This is a genomic window from Microbispora sp. CA-102843, from assembly GCF_050936215.1.
GTDB lineage: Bacteria > Actinomycetota > Actinomycetes > Streptosporangiales > Streptosporangiaceae > Microbispora.
This window is the reverse complement of record NZ_JBNJNF010000001.1, coordinates 8297682-8318186: the sequence shown is the minus strand read 5'-3', so window position 1 is coordinate 8318186 and position 20505 is coordinate 8297682. Positions and strand designations below refer to the sequence as shown.

17 protein-coding genes are annotated in these 20505 nt (G+C 73.9%); 10 read left to right on the top strand and 7 right to left on the bottom strand.

Annotation, left to right across the window (positions count from 1 at the left end; all coding sequences use genetic code 11):
- The first annotated feature begins 10 nt into the window (after positions 1-10).
- Positions 11-1297 carry a thymidine phosphorylase gene (locus ACQEVJ_RS38325; protein ID WP_433109591.1) on the top strand — a complete coding sequence of 429 codons (1287 nt, stop codon included), beginning with the start codon at positions 11-13 and terminating at the stop codon, positions 1295-1297.
- A gap of 18 nt (positions 1298-1315) precedes the next feature.
- On the opposite strand, the gene ACQEVJ_RS38320 is transcribed toward ACQEVJ_RS38325, so the two are convergent.
- The 3 genes from ACQEVJ_RS38320 to ACQEVJ_RS38310 are packed head-to-tail and all read right to left on the bottom strand — an operon-like array spanning position 1316 to position 3528.
- Positions 1316-1948: a LysE family translocator gene (locus ACQEVJ_RS38320; protein WP_433109590.1), complete on the bottom strand. Its 633-nt coding sequence runs from the start codon at positions 1946-1948 to the stop codon at positions 1316-1318.
- 23 nt (positions 1949-1971) lie between these two features.
- The gene (locus ACQEVJ_RS38315; RefSeq protein WP_433109589.1) at positions 1972-2517 is read right to left on the bottom strand and encodes a helix-turn-helix domain-containing protein; all 546 of its coding nucleotides are present in this window, start codon (positions 2515-2517) and stop codon (positions 1972-1974) included.
- Between the two features lie 30 nt (positions 2518-2547).
- Positions 2548-3528: an ArsR/SmtB family transcription factor gene (locus tag ACQEVJ_RS38310; protein ID WP_433109588.1), complete on the bottom strand. Its 981-nt coding sequence runs from the start codon at positions 3526-3528 to the stop codon at positions 2548-2550.
- A gap of 40 nt (positions 3529-3568) precedes the next feature.
- Here ACQEVJ_RS38310 and ACQEVJ_RS38305 point away from each other — a divergent pair, with 40 nt between their 5' ends.
- Entirely contained in the window at positions 3569-4813 is a 1245-nt protein-coding gene (locus tag ACQEVJ_RS38305; RefSeq protein WP_433109587.1) for an MFS transporter, read from the top strand.
- Between the two features lie 182 nt (positions 4814-4995).
- Here ACQEVJ_RS38305 and ACQEVJ_RS38300 read toward each other — a convergent pair whose 3' ends face one another.
- Together ACQEVJ_RS38300 and ACQEVJ_RS38295 are read right to left on the bottom strand one after the other, a co-directional pair.
- Positions 4996-6186, bottom strand: a complete 1191-nt coding sequence (locus ACQEVJ_RS38300) for a sensor histidine kinase (protein WP_433109586.1) — start codon at positions 6184-6186, stop codon at positions 4996-4998.
- Between the two features lie 226 nt (positions 6187-6412).
- Positions 6413-6871, bottom strand: coding sequence for a MarR family winged helix-turn-helix transcriptional regulator (locus tag ACQEVJ_RS38295; RefSeq protein ID WP_433109585.1), 459 nt, complete (start codon positions 6869-6871; stop codon positions 6413-6415).
- Positions 6872-6974: 103 nt separating this feature from the next.
- Here ACQEVJ_RS38295 and ACQEVJ_RS38290 point away from each other — a divergent pair, with 103 nt between their 5' ends.
- Positions 6975-8393, top strand: coding sequence for an MFS transporter (locus ACQEVJ_RS38290; RefSeq protein ID WP_433109584.1), 1419 nt, complete (start codon positions 6975-6977; stop codon positions 8391-8393).
- A 128-nt stretch (positions 8394-8521) separates the two neighbouring features.
- On the opposite strand, the gene ACQEVJ_RS38285 is transcribed toward ACQEVJ_RS38290, so the two are convergent.
- Positions 8522-10750 carry a hypothetical protein gene (locus ACQEVJ_RS38285; RefSeq protein ID WP_433109583.1) on the bottom strand — a complete coding sequence of 743 codons (2229 nt, stop codon included), beginning with the start codon at positions 10748-10750 and terminating at the stop codon, positions 8522-8524.
- A 157-nt stretch (positions 10751-10907) separates the two neighbouring features.
- On the opposite strand from ACQEVJ_RS38285, the gene ACQEVJ_RS38280 reads away from it, so the two are divergent.
- The 4 genes from ACQEVJ_RS38280 (at position 10908) to ACQEVJ_RS38265 (ending at position 15187) form a co-directional block, all read left to right on the top strand.
- Positions 10908-11261, top strand: coding sequence for a cupin domain-containing protein (locus ACQEVJ_RS38280; RefSeq protein ID WP_433109582.1), 354 nt, complete (start codon positions 10908-10910; stop codon positions 11259-11261).
- 51 nt (positions 11262-11312) lie between these two features.
- Positions 11313-12401 carry an adenosine deaminase gene (locus tag ACQEVJ_RS38275; protein ID WP_433109581.1) on the top strand — a complete coding sequence of 363 codons (1089 nt, stop codon included), beginning with the start codon at positions 11313-11315 and terminating at the stop codon, positions 12399-12401.
- Positions 12398-12979, top strand: coding sequence for a PH domain-containing protein (locus ACQEVJ_RS38270; RefSeq protein ID WP_433109580.1), 582 nt, complete (start codon positions 12398-12400; stop codon positions 12977-12979). Before ACQEVJ_RS38275 ends, ACQEVJ_RS38270 begins: the two co-directional genes overlap by 4 nt.
- A gap of 81 nt (positions 12980-13060) precedes the next feature.
- Positions 13061-15187, top strand: coding sequence for a histidine kinase (locus ACQEVJ_RS38265; protein WP_433109579.1), 2127 nt, complete (start codon positions 13061-13063; stop codon positions 15185-15187).
- On the opposite strand, the gene ACQEVJ_RS38260 is transcribed toward ACQEVJ_RS38265, so the two are convergent.
- The gene (locus ACQEVJ_RS38260) at positions 15184-15792 is read right to left on the bottom strand and encodes a response regulator transcription factor (protein WP_433109578.1); all 609 of its coding nucleotides are present in this window, start codon (positions 15790-15792) and stop codon (positions 15184-15186) included. The genes ACQEVJ_RS38265 and ACQEVJ_RS38260 overlap by 4 nt on opposite strands.
- Positions 15793-15890: 98 nt before the next feature.
- Here ACQEVJ_RS38260 and ACQEVJ_RS38255 point away from each other — a divergent pair, with 98 nt between their 5' ends.
- The 3 genes from ACQEVJ_RS38255 to ACQEVJ_RS38245 are packed head-to-tail and all read left to right on the top strand — an operon-like array spanning position 15891 to position 20505.
- Positions 15891-16622 (top strand): ABC transporter ATP-binding protein, encoded by a 732-nt coding sequence (locus ACQEVJ_RS38255; RefSeq protein WP_433109577.1) that lies wholly within the window; start codon positions 15891-15893, stop codon positions 16620-16622.
- Positions 16619-19009 (top strand): FtsX-like permease family protein, encoded by a 2391-nt coding sequence (locus ACQEVJ_RS38250; RefSeq protein WP_433109576.1) that lies wholly within the window; start codon positions 16619-16621, stop codon positions 19007-19009. Before ACQEVJ_RS38255 ends, ACQEVJ_RS38250 begins: the two co-directional genes overlap by 4 nt.
- Positions 19010-19050: 41 nt before the next feature.
- Positions 19051-20505 carry an alpha/beta hydrolase gene (locus tag ACQEVJ_RS38245; RefSeq protein WP_433109575.1) on the top strand — a complete coding sequence of 485 codons (1455 nt, stop codon included), beginning with the start codon at positions 19051-19053 and terminating at the stop codon, positions 20503-20505.

Below are 20505 nucleotides of genomic sequence, written 5' to 3'. Positions count from 1 at the left end.
AGGAGGAAATGTGGGGTTCGACGCGATCGAGGTCATCATCGCCAAGCGCGACCGCGGTGAGCTGTCGACCGCCCAGATCGACTGGGTGATCGACGCGTACACGCGGGGCGAGGTGGCCGACGAGCAGATGTCGGCGCTGCTGATGGCGATCCTGCTCAACGGCATGAACCGCAGGGAGATCGCGGACTGGACCCAGGCCATGATCAGGTCGGGGGAGCGGATGGACTGGTCCGCCCTCGACCGGCCCACGGCCGACAAGCACTCCACCGGCGGGGTCGGCGACAAGATCACCCTGCCGCTGGCCCCGCTGGTCGCCGCCTGCGGCGCGTACGTGCCGCAGCTGTCCGGGCGGGGCCTCGGGCACACCGGCGGCACGCTGGACAAGCTGGAGTCGATCCCCGGCTGGCGGGCGTCGCTGTCGAACGACGAGATGCTCGCCGTGATCCGCTCGTCCGGGGCGGTCGTGTGCGCGGCGGGCGCGGGCCTCGCGCCCGCCGACAAGAAGCTCTACGCGCTGCGCGACGTCACCGGCACGGTCGAGTCGATCCCGCTGATCGCCTCCTCGATCATGTCCAAGAAGATCGCCGAGGGCACGGGGTCGCTCGTGCTCGACGTGAAGGCCGGCTCGGGCGCGTTCATGAAGAACGTGGACGACGCCCGGGAGCTGGCGCGGACGATGGTCGAGCTCGGCACCGACGCCGGGGTGCGCACGGTCGCCCTGCTGACCGCGATGGACCGGCCGCTGGGCCTGAAGGTGGGCAACGCGCTGGAGGTCGAGGAGTCCCTCGAGGTGCTCGCCGGGGGCGGCCCCGCCGACGTCGTCGAACTCACCGTACGGCTGGCCAGGGAGATGCTGGAGGCTGCCGCCGTCCCGGGCGCCAGGGACCCCGAGGAGGCGCTGAAGGACGGCTCGGCGATGGACGCCTGGCGGCGCATGATCGTCGCCCAGGGCGGCGACCCGGACGCGCCGCTGCCGACGGCCGCCGAGTCGGCCGTGGTCACCGCCCCCGCCTCGGGCACGCTGCGCACGCTCGACGCGCTCAAGGTCGGCCTGGCGGCCTGGAGGCTCGGGGCCGGACGGGCCCGCAAGGAGGACCCGGTGTCGGCCGGCGCGGGCATCGTCCTGCACGCCAAGCCCGGCGAGACCGTCCGTGCCGGAGCCCCGCTGATGACCCTGTACGCCGACGAGGCCGGCCGGTTCGAGCGGGCCCTCCAGGCCCTTGAGGGGGCGTACGAGATCGGCGACCAGGACGGCGCCGGCCTGCTCCCGCTGGTGATCGACCGCCTCACCGCCTGAGGCCGGCGGGGGATCCGCTCAGCGGGGGATCAGCAGCGCGCCCATCCCGACGAACAGGCCGCCGGTGAGCATGTCGAGCCTCTTCCTCAGCCGCCGGTAGCCCCTGGTGATCCACGGGCTGCCGGCCAGGAAGGCGACGGCGGAGAACCAGGCGAACGCGACGGCCAGCATCGCGCCGAGCGTGACCGCCCGCATGACAAGGTCCGTACGGTGCGGGAGCAGGCTGGCGAACAGGGCGCCGAAGAAGACGAGTGCCTTGGGGTTGGCGAGGTTGGTCAGCAGCCCGGCGCGCCACTCGCGCAGCCTGCCCGGACGGTGCTCGGCGACGACCGGCGCCGCGTCGTCGTCGGCCTGGGATGCCCGCCCGCGGGCGGCGCGGATGGTCGCCACCCCGAACCCGACGAGGAACAGGGCGCCGGCGACGCGGGCGGCCGTGTAGAGCCACTCGAACCGCTGGACGAGCACGGTGACGCCGAACAGACCGGCGACCGCCCACACGCCGATGCCGGTGACGACGCCCGCGGCCGCGCGCACGCCGCTGCGCCGCGACCCGCCGGCCGAGTATCTGAGCACGATGAGGAAGTCGGGGCCCGGGCTCATCACCACCAGGATCCAGACGCCGAGCAGGGGAAGCAGCGGCAACCACGACATGGGCGGGTCCTTCCTGGCCGGGCTCAGCCGGCCACGGGCGATGCGATGACGACCGTGACGTCCGCGGGGCCGTCGCCGGTGCGGTAGCGGTGCGGGCGGTCGCCCGCGAAGGCCAGCAGGTCGCCCGGCCCGAGAAGGCGCGGGGCGTCGTCCGGGCCGGCCGTGACCTCGCCCGCGGCGACCAGCAGGTGTTCGACGGTGCCGGGCGCGTGCGGGATGCCGTCGAGGTCGGTGTGCAGGGGCATGCGCAGCCGCCACAGCTCCAGGCTGTGCCCGCTGCCGATCCTGCGCAGCAGTTCGCGTGTCGGACCGTCGGCTGCCGCGGGCGTCGAGGGCAGGTGGACGGGACCGGCGTCGGTGTCCCTGGTCAGCAGGTCGGTCAGGGGGATGTGCAGGGCCAGGGCGACGGCTTCCAGCGTCTCGATCGTCGGATTGCCGGTGCCCGCCTCCAGGCTGGACAGCGTCGCCTTGCCGAGACCGGCCCGGCGGGCGAGCTCGGCCGCGCTCATCCCGCGCTGTTGCCGGCGCAGCCGGATCTGCGCGCCGATCGCCGCCGCCGCCCCGCTCATGAAGGCATCTTCAACGGAACCATACGTTCACTATATCGAACGAGCATCCGCGTCGTTCGCGGCGAGGGCGTCGCCGAGGGGGGTGCGGTAGTACAGGACCGATCGGCCGGCCCGGCGGCGCCGTACGAGACCGGCGTCGAGGAGCACCTTGAGGTGGCGGCCCACCGACCCCAGCCCCTGGCCGGTCAGCGCCACGAGGTGCGTCGTGCTCTTCGGCGCGGCGAGCAGCACGAGCACCCGCGCCCGTGCCGGGCCGAGCAGCGTGCCGAGCGCCTCGGGCACCGGCGCCCGGTCCGGCTCGGCCAGCGTTCCCGAGCAGGGGTAGACCAGGGCGTAGTGCCGGCCCGCCGTCCACGCGGTCCAGGCCTGGCGCGGGGTGACCGGGACGAACACGAGCCTGCCCCCGCCGATCTGCCTCGGCGGGTAGTCGTAGGTGTTGATCTGCAGCCGGTTGCCGCCGAGCCAGCGCATCCCCTTGCGCATGTCGTTCAGCGCGGCGGCCCAGCCGCCCTGGCTCAGATGGCCGACGCGGGCGACGACGTCGGCCTCCATGATCCGCCGGCGGCGCGGCCAGTCGGGCAGTGCGGTTCGCGTCCACACCCACTCCAGCAGGCCGGCCGCGCGCTCGGGCAGGTCGGGACGGCGCAGCGGCTCGGGCAACGGACCGCGCAGCGCCACCTCGATGTCGGCGTGCGCGGTCTCGGGCGGGGTCGCGCGGACGCGGGCCAACTCCTCCTCGAAGGCGGCCTCGCCCTCGCCGGTCGGAGCGGGCGTGAGGAAGTCGGCGGTCCAGTTGCGTCCCCGCGCGGCCTTCAGCAGCAGCGCCGTGATCGGGTCGCCGGCCAGGCGGGACCGGAAGGCGGGCAGGTGGGTGTCGAGCCACTCCCGCTCTCCCGGATGGGCCGCCGACGCCCTCTCCAGGGTGAACAGGCAGGCGGTGGCCTCGGCCAGCGGGGAGATCACGAACCGGCTCCCCGCGAGCGTGTCGGCGTTGACCAGCCACCAGCCCATGTTTCGCCTCCCCGCGAAACAATAACGGCGGAGCGCGGCGGTGATCGAGGCTCCCGTCATGCGCACCTATCGGGAACTGTTCCGCACCCCCGAGTTCACGCCCTTGTTCACCGTCGCGTCCGCGCAGGTGGCGGCCTCGACCGTGAGCGGCCTGGCGCTCGGCACGCTCGTGTACGGGGCGACGGGGTCGCCGCTGCTGTCGGCCCTGAGCATGTTCGGCGCGTCCTTCGCGCAGGTGCTCGGGGCGACGGTGCTGCTGTCGGCCGCCGACCGGCTGCCCCCGCGCGCCGCGATGACGGCGCTGGCGCTGGTCCACTTCGCCGGCACGGCCGCGCTCGCCGTGCCCGGGCTGCCGCTGTGGGCGATGTTCGCCGTCGTCCTCGGCATGGGGCTGGCCGCCTCCCTCGGCGGGGGAGTCCGGTTCGGGCTGCTCAACGAGATCCTGCCCAGGGACGGCTACCTTCTGGGCCGCTCGGTGCTCAGCATGTCGGTCGGCGTGCAGCAGATCGTCGGCTTCGTCGCCGGAGGCGTGCTCGTGACCGCGCTGTCCCCGCGCGGCACCCTGCTCGCCGGGGCGGGGCTGTATCTTGTCGCGGCGGCCGTCGCCCGGTGGGGGCTCACCACCCGCCCGCCCCGCGCGCAGGGACGGCCGTCGCCCGCGGAGACCTGGCGGATCAACCGTGCGCTCTGGTCGTCCGGGTCGCGCCGCCGCCTGTACCTCGCCCTGTGGGTGCCGAATGGCCTGATCGTCGGCTGCGAGTCGCTGTACGTCGCCTACGACTCCCGGCACGCCGGGCTGCTGTTCGCCTGCGCCGCCGCCGGGATGCTCGCGGGAGACACCCTGATGGGGCGGTTCGTCCCCAAGCGGTGGCGTGAGCGGCTGAGCGCTCCGCTGCGGCTGCTGCTCGCCGTGCCGTACCTGGTCTTCCTCCTCCACCCGTCCCTGCCGGTCGCGGTCGCCGCCGTCGTGCTCGCCTCGGCCGGATACTCGGCCGGCCTGCTGCTCCAGGAACGCCTCATGGCCGTCACTCCGGAGGAGATGAGCGGGCAGGCGCTCGGGCTGCAGTCGTCCGGCGTGCTTACCATGCAGGGGGTCGGAGCCGCGATCGCGGGGGCGGTGGCCCAGTTCACCTCGGCGCCGGTGGCCATGGGCGCGATGGCGGCGGCCTCCGTCGCGGTCACCCTCGCGCTGGCGCCCGGTCTGCGGGCCGATGCGGCCGCGACGCGGCCGGTTCCTGGGCACGCGCCAGGCGCGGCGGCCCGTCGTCCTCCGGCAGCCGCGTGAGCATGAGCGGCGACACGACGAACATCGCGACAGGGCAGGAGCGGCGCCACGGTCGCCTTCGGCCCCTTCAAGGTGGCGGGCGAGGCGGCGTTCGACGGCAGCCGCCTGACCCGCGCCGATCCGCAGGTCGTCGCCTGGCTCGCCGCCGTCGTCCCCGCCTGCCCGGCTCCGTAGGGCCGTGGTCAGACGTGGTGCCGGGCGTCGGCCGGGAGCGGGATCAGGGCCTCCACCACGGTTCCGCCGCCGGGCCGGGAGGTGATCGCGCAGGTGCCGTCGAGTTCGGCCGCGCGCTCGCGCATGGAGGTCGTCCCGACTCCGGCGCGTGCCGTCGAGGGACGTCCGGCGCCGTCGTCGCTGATCCGGACCCGCAACGCGCCGGCCCGTGTCATCTCCACCTCCACATCCGCCGCGCCGGCGCGGGCGTGCCTGCGGACGTTCGTGAGCGCCTCCTGGACGATGCGGTAGACGGTCGTCTCCACGGCGGGCGGCAGACCGGCCAGGTCGCCCGACACCGTGACCCGGGTCGCGGGCGGCCCCTCCCCGGCGAGTGCCCGGATCGCCCCTTCCAGGCCGAGGTCGTCCAGTGCCGGGGGGCGCAGGCCGTACACGAGCCGGCGGATGTCCCCCGCGACGGCGTCCATGCCCGTGCGCAGGTCGGCGAGCAGGCTGTCGGCGGCCTGCGCCGAGTCTTTCAGCGTGACCCTGGCCATGTTTATCGTCATGGCCATGGTGCTCAGCGTCTGGCCGAGGCCGTCGTGGAGGTCGCGGCGGAGCCGCCGGCGTTCCTCCTCCCGCGCGGCGAGGACGCGCTCCCGCGAGCGCCGCAGCTCGGCGGACACCCGGACCGCGTGCGCCGCGTCGGCGGCGCAGGGCGCGAGCGCGGCCAGCACCCGGTCGCTTGCGAGAGCGAACCGGCGCGGTCCCCGCGAACCGATGAGGAGGCTGCCCACCAGCTCGCCGTGCCAGACGAGCGGGATCCGCCGGGGATCGGCGCCGACGTCGCCGCTCTCCAGACGGCGGGGCAGCCCGTCGGTGACCTCCACGGCCACGCCGGTGGCGCCCAGGCTGTCATGGAGGGCGGCGACCACGGACGTCAGCGCCTCGACCGGCCCAGCCTGACGCAGCCGCTCGACGAGCCCTTCGGCGAGGAGCCGGGGATCGCCCGCGCCGCCGTACGGCATCCGCTGCGCCCGCTGCCGGAGCGCACACCACACGCGGGGGAGGAGACCGCCGGCCAGCCCGGCGGCCAGCCCGCCCACGAGCCCGGCGGCGCCGACGCCGGCCAGGTCGAGACCGGTGACCGGCAACGCGGTCGTGGCGGAGACGAGCACCCCTGCGGGTGCGATCGCGGCCGGTATCGCCAGGCCGATCACTGCTGAGGCCAGTATGGCGTGCGCGGGGTGGGGGACGAGCTCACGACGGTACTCCTCGGTGGCCGGCGGACCATCCGCCGCCTACCGAAAACAGTGACCGTGCTCAGTCCCGGTCCGCATGAGCCCGCCGTCCCCTTTTTGCCTGGCGGTTGTCCCGCCTGGACGGGACGCAGACAGCGGAGAGGGCGCTTCCTGCCTGCTCACGAGCGTGGGCCGGCGTCCCCGATCAGGCGGGACGAGGCGCCTCGTCCGGGACGGGCGGCGCGTAGCCGGCGTTCACAAGATGCGGGAACAGGTGTGCGGACAGGACGGCCCGATGGGTGGGGGTCGCTTCCGCGTGCCGCCGCCGGCCCTCCTCGGTGACGTGCACGAACACCCCGCGCCGGTCCGCCTCGCACAGCGCGCGGGCGACCAGTCCCTCACGTTCCAGCCGGGCGATGAGGCGCGACAGCGCGCTCTGGCTCAGATGAACCTGGTCGGAGAGCTCCTGCACGCGGAACTTGACCGTCCCCGGCTCCGCGCAGGGGGATTGACCCTCCACGAGACGCTCCAGCACCTCGAACTCGCTCACGCCGAGTCCGTGCTTGTCGCTCAGCTCCCGCTCCAGCGCGCACGACACCTCGGCGTGCCGGGCGAGCAGTTCGCGCCAGGCCATGACCACGAGGCCGGTGTCGATGTCGTTCATGCGAGACCGCCTTTCTCGGCGCGACGATACCATGCGCGCACATTAGATGCGAACGCATTAATTGCTTGTGCATTGAATGCATGTGCATGTAAGTTCCCGTGCCATGACTTCCTCCACTCAGGACGAGCGCTGGGGGGCCCGCCTGTGGGGTGCCCTCACCGTCCTCTGCGCCGTCGTGTTCCTCGACGCCCTTGACGTGTCGATGGTCGGGGTGGCGCTCCCGTCCATCCAGGCCGATCTCGGAATGTCCACCTCCTCACTGCAGTGGGTGGTGAGCGGCTACGTGCTGGGGTACGGCGGTCTGCTGCTGCTCGGGGGGCGGACCGCCGACCTGCTCGGCCGCCGCCGGGTCTTCCTGACCGCCCTGGTCGTCTTCGCGGTCGCCTCGCTGCTCGGCGGGCTGATGAGCGACGGGACGCTGCTGATCGCGGCCCGTTTCGTGAAGGGCGTCAGCGCCGCGTTCACCGCGCCCGCCGCGTTGTCCATCATCACCACGACCTTCGCCGAGGGCCCCGCCCGCAACCGGGCCCTGAGCATCTTCACCGCCTGCGGCGCGAGCGGGTTCTCGCTCGGACTGGTCCTGTCCGGCGTGCTCACCGAGATCGGCTGGCGCTGGACGTTCCTCATGCCGGTGCCCGTCGCGATCATCGCTCTGGTGGCCGGGCTGCGGCTGCTGGAGCGGGGCGAGGAGCGCAGCGAGGGCGGCCACGACCTCCTCGGCGCCGCGACCATCACCGCGGCCATGCTGCTCCTGGTCTTCGCCGTGGTGGAGGCGCCCAAGGTGAGCGTGGCGCGCACCGTGCTGTCGCTCGCCGGGGCCGCCGCACTGTTCGGGCTGTTCGTCTGGCTGGAGCGCCGGGTGCGGCACCCGCTGGTCCGGCTCGGCATTCTGCGCTCCGCGCCGCTCGCCCGGGCCAACATCGGCCTGGTCATCCTGTTCGGCTCGTACGTCGGCTTCCAGTTCGTGGCGATGCAGTACTTCCAGAACCTGCTGGGCTGGAGCGCCTTGGAGACCGCCATCGCGTTCCTGCCGGCCGGGCTGCTGGTCGCGATCAGTTCGACCAAGATGGGCGGGTTCGCCGACCGCTTCGGCACCGCGCCGCTGATCGTGGTGGGCTCGGTGGCGCTGCTCGCGGGGTACGCGGTGTTCCTGCGGGTGGACCTCCACCCCAGCCTGCTCACGATGGTGCTGCCGGGCATGGTCCTGCTGGGCATCGCGTTCGGGCTGTCGTTCCCCTCGCTGAACATCCAGGCGACCGCCGGGGTCGGCGACGAGGAGCAGGGACTCGCCTCGGGTCTGCTGAACACCTCCGGCCAGGTCGGCGGAGCCGTGGTGCTGGCGATCGTCACCGCCGTCCTGACCTCGGGGGCGGACGGCGGCGACCCGATCGCCCGCTTCCGCGCCGCGATCGTGGTCTCGGCCGGGTTCGCCCTTGTCGGCCTGGCCGTCGCCCTCACCGGGCTCCGGTTCAGGCGGCAGCCGGTCGAGGCACGGGAGGAGCCGGCGCTGGAGACGGTCTGACCCGTCCGCCGGTTCCCCGCCGCCGTCGGGGGAGGGGGCGTCCCGGTTCGCCGGGGCGCCCCTTTCGGCCGTCCGCGTGGCCGTACGGGTCAGGCGTGCGGGTCAGTCGTGCGGGTCAGTCGTGCGGGTCAGCGCAGCGCACCGGGAACCCAGAGGGCGGGCACGCCGCCCGCCTCGTCCAGAGCGATCGGCCGGGCGGCCCCGGTGCGCACGTCGACGGCGTGGATCGAGTATTCCGCCTCGTCCTCGTCGTCGCCGAGCACCTCCGCCTCGACGATCACCTCGTGCTCGCTCGCCCAGCCGTGCACGCCGACGATGTGGGCGTCCTCGGGAAGGGCCGCCTCGTGGCGGGTGAGCACCCGGCCGGTGGCGGCGTCGAGGGTGACCAGCAGGCCGTGGTCGTCCTCGGCCGGGTGGGCGCGCTCGGCCGCCACGGCGATGGCGTGTCCGTCCGGGGAGACGGCGGCGCCGGCCTCGAACAGCGCGGAGTCGATCGGCGTACGGCTCAGCGTGCGCCCGTTCGGCCGCACCCGCAGCAGGGCGGTCGTGGTGAGCCGGCCGGGAGCGTCGGTGTCCCACGTGGCCGTGCCCGTCACCGTGCCGTCGTCCGCGACCGCCAGGACCCGCATCCGCCGCGGCAACGTCGAGACCCGATAACTGGTGAGGTTCTGCACTCGTGGAGAGACCGCTTCCGCGGCCGGGCCGAAGTCGGCGGCCATCCACCGCCCGCTGGGCGAGATGACCAGGTGGGTGGTCCCCCGCGACACCTCCTCGATGAGCGGGACCATCCCGGTCCTCTTCGCCGTGGTGTCGTGCCGGTCGAAGACGACGAAATCGGACGACGCGTCACTGTAGTAGGCCATGCGGTTGCCGTCCCTGCTGATCGCGACAAGGGGCTGCCAGCCGTCGCTGAGATCGGGGGCCACGTCCGCCACGCGCCACTGCTCGCCCGTCGTCGTCACCAGCCGCCACTGGTCGCAGCCGTTGTCCGCGAACTCCTCGGTGACCGGGTCCCAGTCGTCCGCCTTGCAGAAACCCCGGTAGGCGAAGCGCACGGGGGCGGGCAGGGAGGGCGGGAGTGTGGGCGCCGCGGCGCTCTCGTCGAGCGCGCCGGGGGAGGCGCCGGCCGCACTCCGCCCGGCACGCTCGGCCAGGCCCGCCGCGCCGAAGGCGAGGGGGACGACGACCAGGGCGGCGAGCGTGACGCTCATGCTGGTGGCCAGGGCGCGGCGCCGTGTGCCGTGCCGCCGGCCGGTCCGCGCGGCCTCGACGGCGAGCGGGAGGGGGTCGAGCGCGGGCATCCCCGCGGACAGGACGGCCAGCTCCCGGCGCAGCGCCGCCTCCCACGGGCCGTCGCCCCGGTCGTCCGGACCGGTGCTCCCCGGGGAAGAAGCGGGAACGGCGGGCGGGGCGAACGGCGCAGCGGGAGGCGCGGCCTCCGGTGACGCGAAGAACGGCGTGGCGTGGTAGGGCGCAGTGTGGCCCGATGCGGTGGCGAAGGAGACAGGCGCGGCGGCCGGTCCGGGGGCCTGGCCCGCCTCCCCCGGCGAGGCCCAGGAGGTGCGCGCGGGACCGGCCGCCTCCCCCGGCGAGGCCCAGGAGGTGCGCGCGGGACCGGCAGCCTCCGACGGCGACGCCCACGAGGCTGGCGAGGGGCCGGACGCCTGGGACGGGGACGTCCACGAGGTGGGGGAGAGGTCGGCCGCTTCCGACGGTGAGGCCCAGGGGGCCGGCGAGGGGTCGGCCGTCGCGCCGCGCTTGGCACCACCCGTTTCCGCGTCCTCGTCGTCCGGCGCCGCACGTCGCGGGTCCGTCTCCGGCGGCCTCCCCTCAGGTGTCGAGCCCTCGGAGGCGGTGGGACTCTCGATGGACCCCGAGGAGGCCTCGTCCGGCGGCGTCTCCGCCACGAACGAGGCGGGGAGGCGATTTCGCAGTTCGGCGACGGCGAGCACGGTCTCGGTGTTGGCCGTCCGCGCGTCCATGCGGCACAGGCCGGCCGCCTGCCAGGTGGTGTGCCGGTCGTGGAAGCAGGCCACGACCAGGGCGCGGCGTCGCGGCGTCAGCCCGGCCAACGCCTCCGCGAGAGCCGCCGTGTCCGTGCCGGGAGTGAGGGATCCGGGCCCGCGTGCGGCTCCGCGGGCTCGTGGGCGCTTCAGGTAGGCCGTGTACAGCGCCTCACGGGCGGCGTAGGTGGGAAACGACCAGCGTACGGTGCGCCATCGGGCCGCCACGGCCGAGAGCGCGGTCACGACGAGCGCGCGGGCGGCCTCCGGGTCACCCGTCAGCGACAGGGCCGTACGGGCGAGCGGCTGGGCCTGGTCGGCGGCGAAGGCGTCGAAGCCCGGCAGATCTCTCACCGCGGCTCCTCGCCCGTACGGCGACGAGGCGCGTGCCGTGTCTGGTTCACGTATCACTCCCGGCGCAGCGGCCTCTCCCGCGTCTGCGGCCGCTCAAGCGTAGTGCGGATAGTGCGGCATATGACGTGATTCCGGATCAACTGACACACTGGTCCGCATGGTCAGGAGGATCGACGGCCCCACCCGCATCCCGGTGCCGGGCGGCAAGGTCATTGACGAGTACGTCGGCCGCGTCAACAGCGGCGACGAGCAGGTCTCCATCGCGCACATGGTGGCCCCGCCCGGCTGGGAGGAGCCCGCGCAGACCCCGGAGTTCGCCGAGTACACGCTCGTGCTCAAGGGGTCGGTCATCGTGGAGCACGCGGGCGGCACGACCGTGGTCGAGGCGGGCCAGGCGTTCGCCAGCGAGCCCGGCGAGAAGATCCGCTACAGCTCCGGGCCGTCCGGCGCGGAGTACGTGGCCGTCTGCCTGCCCGCGTTCTCCCCGGACAGCGCCAACCGCGAGGAGTGACGGCCGCCAGGCTTAGGATTGCCGGAAGAACGACCGCGGCGAGGAGGGTGCATGACCAGGCTGCCCACGCTGGAGGAGATTCGCAGGGCGCCCAAGGTGCTCCTGCACGACCATCTCGACGGCGGGCTGCGGACCGGCACGATCGTCGATCTCGCCCGCGAATGCGGCCACACGCTGCCGACGTACGACCCCGGTGAGCTGGCGATCTGGTTCAGGGAGGCCGCGGACTCCGGTTCGCTGGAGCGCTACCTGGAGACGTTCTCGCACACCGTCGGGGTGATGCAGACCCGCGAGGCGCTGGTCAGGGTGGCCGCGGAGTGCGCCGAGGACCTGGCGGACGACGGCGTGATGTACGCCGAGGTGCGGTACGCCCCGGAGCAGCACACCTCACAGGGCCTGTCGCTCGACCAGGTCGTGGAGGCCGTGCTCGAAGGCTTCCGGCTCGGCTCGGCCGGGCCGGACGGCAGGCCGCGGATCCGGGTGGGCACCCTGCTGACGGCCATGCGCCACCAGGCCCGCTCGATGGAGATCGCCGAGCTCGCCGTACGCTACCGGGACCTCGGCGTGGTCGGGTTCGACATCGCCGGAGCCGAGGCCGGCTACCCGCCCACCCGGCACCTGGACGCGTTCGAGTACCTCCAGCGGGAGAACGCCCACTTCACGATCCACGCGGGGGAGGGCTTCGGGCTGCCGTCGATCTGGCAGGCCATCCAGTGGTGCGGCGCCGACCGGCTCGGCCACGGCGTGCGGATCATCGACGACATCACGGTGTCGGACGACGGCGAGGCCAAGCTCGGCAGGCTGGCGGCGTACGTCCGCGACAAGCGGATCCCGCTGGAGATGTGCCCGACCTCGAACCTGCAGACCGGGGCCGCCCCGTCGATCGCCGAGCATCCGATCGGCCTGCTGCGCCGCCTGTACTTCCGGGTGACGGTCAACACCGACAACCGGCTGATGAGCGGGACGAGCGTGTCGCAGGAGTTCGCCAAGCTGGTGGACGCCTTCGGCTACGACTGGGACGACCTGCAGTGGTTCACGGTCAACGCGATGAAGTCGGCCTTCATCCCGTTCGACGAACGGCTCGCGCTGATCAACGGTGTGATCAAGCCCGGCTACGCGCAGATGAAGTGGCGCGCATGAAGCCGGCGGTCTACCGGTCGAAGGCGGCCTGGTTCTTCGGCTGGGTCTGGACGCTGTTCGCCGCCTGGAACGTGTGGGACCTGACGGCCCACGGCCACATGCCCAGCGCGCTGATCGCGGGCGCGGTGCTCGGCGTCATCACGGCGCTGGTCTTCGTGATGGCGCTGCGGCCCGCCGTGGTCGTCGAGGAGGGCGGCGTCCGCGTGCGCAACGTGCTGCGGAACGCCTACGTCCCCTGGAGCGGCGTGGACGACGTGTCCGTGACCAACGCCATCGTGATCGAGTCCGGGGACACCACCGTGCGCTGCTGGACGCCCACGGCGACGGCCCGCGAACGGGTCAGGGCCGCCGGGCGGGCCGCCAAGGCGGCCAAGTCGGCGAACCGGGCCGAGCGGGCGGTGGCCGAGGCCGTCGGCGCCCGCACCCACGCCGACTGGGTGGCCGACCAGCTCACCGAGATGAGCCGGTCGCGCCGGGAGAACTCGTCCGGCGAGACGAGCGTCACCTGGTCGCCGTCCGCCCTGGCGGCCGTCGCCGCCGCGGTCGCCCTGGTCGTGGCCGCCTTCGTCGTCTCCTGATCAGGTAGAGCGACCGGGAGCAGGGGCCGTGCGTGGTGCCCGCGCGACGCCGGGGCGGTCACCGTTGCCGTGGGGGTCTGAGTGCGTCTGGCGCGAATGATCGTCGTCGTCGTGCTGGCCGCGCTCGCGAGCGTCTACGTGGTCGCCGGTGCGCCGATCGCGGTGGCGGTGTTCGGCGTGCAGGTCCTCTACCTGTTGAAGGTCAGGAAGTGGTGGCTGCTCGCCGTGCAGGCCGCCCTCGTCTACACGGCGAGCGTCGCCGGTGGCGTCTCCACCGGGATCCTGGGCTTCCTGGCCGGTTCGCTGCTGCTGACCCAGGCGCGCGTGCTCGCCCCGCTCGTGGTGGCGAGCGCGGCGCTGATCGACGCCGCCCGCGGCGGGGCGACGGCCGACGCGACGATCACCGTGGTGCTGATCTCGCTGGTCGTCTTCGGCCTCACCCGGCTCGTGGAGCGCGCGGGCGAGATGCACGCCGCCCGGCTCTCGCTGGCCGCCGCGGCCGTGGCCGCCGAGCGGCTGCGCCTGGCGGCCGAGCTGAACGACGGCCTCGGGCGGAGCCTGGAGGTGATCGTCGAGGGTGGTCGCCGCGCGCTCGCGGAGCCGGACGGCGCGGCCGAGGTGCTGGCCTCGGTGACCGCCACCGCGCGTGCGGCGCTGGCCGACGCCCGCGCCGCCTCCGCGGGCTACCGCGCCACCTCCCTCGCTCCCGAGCTGGTGACGGCGCGGGCGATGCTCGACGCCGCGGGGATCGCCGTCGAGGTGCGCGGCGGCCACACCGAGCCGCTCGGCCCCGGCGGGGCGCTGCTGGCGAGCGTGCTGCGCGAGGCCGTCACCGACGTCGTACGGCGCGGCACCGCCCGGCTGTGCGTCATCGAGACAAGTGAGCAGGGAGACCGGGTGCGGCTGCGCGTCATAGACGACGGCCACCGCACCGCCGAGGGTCCTGACTTCGACGGCCTCCGGCTGGAGGAGGCGGGCGGCGCCCTCACCACGCGTCTTTCCCCCGACGGACGCTTCGTGGTGGAGGCGACCCTTCCCCGCGGCCCTGCCACCGAGGCGGAGCCCTTCACGCGGCCCGGCGAGACGAGCGACGACGACGCCGGTGCTCCGGAATTCCCGGCGGGCGGAAGGCGGCGGTGGCCCCTGCGGAAGCCCGCGCACGACGTCTCGTACGCCGTGTCGGTCACGGTGCTCGCGGCCGTCCTCGTGGGCTTCAGCGTCAAGGCGCTGCTCCAGCTCTCCGGCGCCCTCGTGATCCCGGCCGCGGCGTGCCTCGGCGTGATCGTCGTCATGCAGCTCCGCTCCGTCAACGGGCGTCACATGGCGGCGCTGGCGGTGATGGCGGTGCTCACGTACGCGCCGGTCCCGGTGTTCGGGCCCGTCTGGCTCGGAGTGGCGGGCTTCCTGGCCGGGCCGGTCCTGCTGGCGTTCCCCTGGAGGGCCGCGTGGCCGGTGGTGGCGGCGATCCTGGCGAGCGTCGCCGGGGCCGGGACGCTGTTCGGCCTGCCCGCCCCCGTCCTCGCCAACAGCACGGTCAGCGCGCTCGTCACGGGGCTGGTGGTCTACGCCCTGCTCCGCCTGGCCCAGATCGTCAAGGAACTCCAGGCCGCGCGGGAGAGCCTGGCCCGCTCCGCGATCGTCGAGGAGCGCCTGCGCGCCGCCCGTGACCTGCACGACCTGCTCGGGCACTCCCTGGCCGCGATCCTTCTCACCTGTGAGCTGGCCCGCCGCCTGAAGTGCCCTCCGGAGCGGATCGAGGAGATCGTCGCCATGGCGGAGGGCGCGCGGGCGGACCTGCGCTCGGTGTCGGGCGAGCAGCGGGAGCTGTCCCTGGCGGCCGAGGTGGAGTCGGCGCGCACGGTGCTGTCGGCCGCCGGGATCCGGGTGACCGTGGAGCCGGTCGAGCCGAACCTGCCCGCCGAGGTCGAGACCGTCCTGGGCACCGTGCTCAGGGAGGCCGTGACGAACGTGCTCAGGCACAGCGAGGCCCGCCACTGCTCGATCACGATGCGCGCCGACGAGAGCGGGCTGCGGCTGCGGGTGCGCAACGACGGGGTGAGTGCGGGGAAGGCGCGGCGGGGGTCGTCAGGCATCGGCAACCTGACCACCCGCCTCGCCGCCCTGGACGGCCGGCTGACCTCGCACGTCGAAGGCGACCGGTTCACGCTCGACGCCAGCGTGCCCTACCGGGCGCCTGCGCGGGCTTAGATCCAGCCGGCCTCGGTGGCGATGCGCACCGCGTCGGTCCGGTTGCGGGCGTTGAGCTTGGTGACGATCACAGTGAGGTAGTTGCGCACGGTGCCCGCGGCCAGGTGGAGCCGCGCGGCGATGTCCGTGGCGTCCGCGCCGGCGGCGGCCAGGCGGAGCACGTCGGCCTCGCGCGGGGTGAGCGGGTTGTCCGCCAGGTCCCATGCGGTGACCGCGAGCGAGGGGTCGAGCACTCGCTCGCCGGCCGCGACCTTGCGGATGGCGGCCACGAGTTCGTCCGGCGGCGCCGTCTTCAGCACGAATCCGGCGACACCGGCGCCGAGTGCGCGGCGCAGATGCCCCGGCTTGCCGTACGCGGTCAGCATCAGGGCGCGGCAGGCGGGCAGGCGCGTGCGGAGCTCGGCCGCGGCGGCCAGGCCGTCCAGCCTGCCGGGCATGTCGATGTCGAGGACGGCGACGTCGGGGCGGTGGACCGCCGCGGCGGCCAGGGCGGCCTCTCCGGACTCCACGGTCGCGACGATTTCCAGGTCCTCCTCCAGCCCGAGCAGGGCGGCCAGGGCGCTCCTGATGACGTGCTGGTCCTCGGCAAGGAGTACGCGAATCACGCGGATATGTCTATCAGTGTCCGGATCATGAGGAGGTCATGGTCACGAGGTGAGGCGGTCTCTGGGATGCATGACCGCTGGTCAGCAGGCTTGAGCACATGACAGAGGTGCTTCGCCTTGACGCGGTGAGCAAGGTGTATGGAAAGGGACAGGGCGCGGTGGCCGCCCTGCGTGAGGTCTCGGTGACCATCCCCGGCGGGAGCTTCACCGCCGTGATGGGACCGTCGGGTTCGGGCAAGAGCACGTTCCTGCACTGCGCGGCGGGGCTGGACACGCCCTCCTCCGGCTCGGTGCGGCTGGGCGGCACGGAGCTGTCCGGCATGGACGAGACCCGGTTGACGGAGCTGCGCAGGCAGCGGATCGGCTTCGTGTTCCAGGCGTTCAACCTGGTCTCGTCCCTGACCGTGCTGGAGAACATCACGCTGCCGATGCGGCTGGCCGGAGCGCGGGTCGACCGGGCGTGGCTTGAGGAGATCGTCGGGCGGGTGGGGCTGGCGGGCCGCACCGGGCACCGCCCCGCCCAGTTGTCCGGCGGGCAGCAGCAGCGGGTGGCGATCGCCAGGGCGCTGGTGACCCGGCCGCAGGTGGTCTTCGGCGACGAGCCGACCGGCGCGCTCGACACGATGACCGCCCGTGACGTGCTCCGGCTGCTGCGGGAGGTGGTGGACGGGCTCGGCCAGACCGTGGTGATGGTCACCCACGACCCGGTGGCCGCCTCCTACGCCGACACCGTCCTGTTCCTCGCCGACGGCCGGATCGTGGACGCGATGGCCGCACCGAGCTCAGAGAAGATCGCCGAGCGCATGACCAGGCTGGGGGCGTACGCGTGATCACGGGACTCGCTCTGAAGACTCTGCGGCACCGCAGGGCGGCGTTCGCGGGGGCGTTCGTCGCGCTGGTGTGCGCCGCCGCGCTGGTCTGCGCGTGCCTGATGCTGCTGGAGACCGGCCTGCGGGGCGGGGTCGCGCCGGAGCGCTACGCGGGCGTGCCGCTGATCGTCGCCGGCGACCAGAACGTCCACGAGACCGTGACCAAGTCCTCCGGGAAGGTCAAGACGAAGGCCAAGCCGCTCTCGGAGCGGGTCTGGATCCCCGAGGCGACGGCCGCGAGGCTGCGCGGCCTGCCGGGCGTCTCGAAGGTGCTGACCGAGGTGACGTTCCCCGTGAACGGGCACGCTCTCGGGCACGGGTGGGAGTCGGCGGGGCTCACGCCGTTCACCATCGCGCGGGGACGCCCGCCGCGCGAGGACGGCGAGGTGGTCGTGGACGCCCGCTCGGGCCTGTCCGTGGGCGCGGCCTTGCACGTCAGGGGCGAGGCGTACCGGGTCGTGGGGGTGACCGCGCAGGCCCTGCCGAGCCAGGACACGGTGTTCTTCTCGACGTCCGAGGCCCGCCGGCTGGCCGGACGCCCGGAACTGGTGACCGCGATCGGCGTCTTTCCCCGGGTGGATGTGACGCCGGTGCTGGGTGATCGTCTCGTGGCCTACGCCGGGGATCAGCGCGGCACGGTGGAGTTCCTCGACGCGGAGCAGGCGCGGGTGCGGCTGATCAGCCTCGGCGGCGCGCTGGGCGGCACGTCCCTGCTGGTGGCGATCCTCGTCGTGACCGGCACCTCCGCCCTCGCCGTGCAGCAGCGACGGCGCGAGATCGCCCTCCTCCGTGCGGTCGCCGCCACGCCCGGCCAGGTGCGCGGGCTGCTGGGCGGCGAGGCGCTGCTGGTCGGCCTTGCGGCCGGCGTCATCGGATCGGCCGCCGGAGTCGGCCTCGGGTTCTGGCTGCGCGGCCGGTTCGTCGAGCTGGGCGCCATGCCGGCGAACCTGAGCCTGGTGGTCAGCCCGTTCCCGGCGGCGGCCGCCCTGCTGGCAGCCGTGGCGGCGGCGTGGGCCGCGACCCGCCTCTCGGTCCGCCGCACCGCGCGGATCCGCCCGGTCGAGGCGCTGGGCGAGGCCGCCATGGGCGGGGGCCGCCTGCCCCTCGGCCGGTCGATCGCGGGCCTCCTCTGCGTCGCCGGTGGGATCACACTGACGCTGGTGCTGTCGGGCCTCGAGACCGAGGCGGCGTCGAGCCCCGTGACGATGCTGACCGCGCTCGTCTGGACGGTGGCCTTCACCCTGCTCGGCCCGGTGCTCGCCCGCGCCGCGACCGTCCTGCTCGGTGTCGCGCTGCGTGCCTCCCGCGCCGGATACCTGGCGGCGCGCAACCTGCGGACGGGCCCGGGACGGATGGCCTCCGTGATGGCGCCGCTGACTCTTCTGGTGGCCATGACCTGCACCATCCTGTTCACCCAGACCACGATGGGGCACGCGTCGGCCGCCCAGGCCGCCGCAGGAACCCACGCCGACTACGTGGTGAGCGGCGCGCCGGCGGACGCGGTGCGCCGGGTGCCGGGTGTGAAGGCCGTGACCTCGGTGGTGCGCACCTCCGTGCGCATCGGGCTGGACAAGTACGGCGCGCAGGGCGTCGACAGCGGCGAGCGGCCCATCGGGCAGGCCGTGGACCTCGGAGTCGTGTCCGGCTCGCTCGACGGATTCGGCGCCCGGTCGGCCGCGCTGAGCGAGTCGGCGGCCTCCAGACTCGGCCTGTCGACCGGCGACGCGGTCAGGCTCACCCTGGGCGACGGGACCCCGGCGGAGCTGAAGGTCGTGGCGATCTACTCGCGCGGCCTCGGCTTCGGCGACCTGACCCTGCCGTACGCGCTGGTGGCCGGCCATGTCGACGACCCCTCGGGGACCCTGCTCGTCGAGGCCCCCTCGGTCTCGCGTGCGGCCCTGGCCGCCGTGGCGCCGGTGGTGTCGCCGACGGGAGGGGCCGAGGCGGAGGCTCCGAACGCCGAGGTCAACTACGTGGCCATGGGCCTGATCATCGCGTTCAGCGCGATCGCCGTGGTCAACACGCTGGCCATGTCCACCACGGACCGATCACGGGAGCTGGCCCTGCTCCGCCTGGTCGGCGCGACCCGGCGGCAGGTGCTGCGCATGCTCCGCCTGGAGACCCTGACCGCGCTGGTCGTCTCCGTGCTCGCCGGGACCGGCATCGCGCTGATCACGCTGTCGGCCTTCAGCAGGGGGATGACCGGGTCGGCCCTGCCGTACGTCCCCCCGGCAGGCTACGCGCTGGTGATCGCCGCCGTGGCCGCGCTCGCCCTGGTCGCCACGAGCCTCCCCGCACGTCTCGCGCTGCGCGCCCGCCCTGCCGAGACCATCGGCGCCCGCGACTAGCCGGGCCGCGGCCTACCCCCATACGACTCGAAGGCTGGAACATGAATCGCATCGCCTCCATCGGGGCTGCCGCCCTGATCTCCCTCTCAGCCGCCCCGGTCGCCGCCCACGCCGCGACGTCCTGGACCTCCTGCGGCGCCGCCGCCGGGCTGGATCCCCGCCAGGAGTGCACGACGCTCCAGGTCCCCCTCACATATGGCAGGCCGGGCGGCGGAACGATCTCCCTGGCCGTCTCCAGGATCCGTACGGCTCGGCCGGGACTGCGCAGGGGCGTGCTGCTGCTCATCCCCGGAGGACCGGGCAGCCCGGGCCTGAGCAGGCCGAGCACGATGGTGAAGCGTCTGCCGAGCGCCGTGCTCGACCGTTACGACCTGGTCGGCTTCGACCCGCGGGGCGTCGGCCAGAGCTCGCCCGTCTCCTGCGGGCTCGCGCACGACGACCTGGCGCCCAGCCGGCTCAAGCCCTACCCCTCGGCCGGCGGCGACATCGGCGAGAACGTCGCGTACGCCCGCAGGTTCAGCGAGGCCTGCGCCCGCAACGGCGGCGCCGTCTTGCGCACCGTCAGCACGCGCAACGAGGCCAGGGACATCGACGCCGTCCGCCGGGCCCTCGGGGAGGACCGCCTGTCCTACTGGGGCGTCTCCTACGGCACGTACGCCGGGGCCGTCTACGCCACGATGTTCCCCGGCCGGACCGACAGGGTGATCCTCGACAGCAACGACGATCCCGACCCGCACAAGGTCGCCCGAGCCTGGCTGGCCAACTACTCGGTGGGCGTCGAGGACCGTTTCCCCGACTTCGCGGCCTGGGCCGCCGAACGGAACGACGAGTACGGCCTGGGAGCGGACGCCGCAGCGGTCCGCCGTACGTTCCTGGACCTCGCCGACCGCCTGGACCGCGAGCCGATCCCGTGGCCAGGCGCCAATCCGCCGCGGCTCGACGGCGCGGCCCTGCGCGAGACCATGCTGAACGCGCTGTATTCCGACACCGGGTTCCCCGCCCTGGCCGGGCTCATGGGGGCGGCGCTCGGCTCGGGTCCCCTCCCTGAGCCCTCCACCGCGCCGGACGCGGCGCTGCAGAACGGCGCGGCCTCGGTGGCCGCGACCATCTGCAACGACGTCGAGTGGCCGAGCTCGGTCGATCTCCACCGGCGGCTGGTGGCCCGCGACCGCGCGGCTCACCCGCTCACCGGCGGCATGCCGGTCAACATCGGCCCCTGCGCCTACTGGCCCTACCGGCCGGCGGAGGCGCCGGTGCGGGTCACGTCGCAGGGACCGTCCAACGTGCTGCTCGTGCAGAACCTGCGCGACCCGGCGACGCCGTACAGCGGCGCCCTGCGGATGCGCGAGGCGCTCGGGAGCCGGGCGCGCATGGTGACCGTCGACTCGGGCGGGCACGGATCCTACGTGGCCAACGGCAACGCCTGCGGCGACAGCGCCGTCACCGCGTTCCTGGTCACCGGCGAGCGGCCGGCCCGGGACACCGTCTGCGCGTAG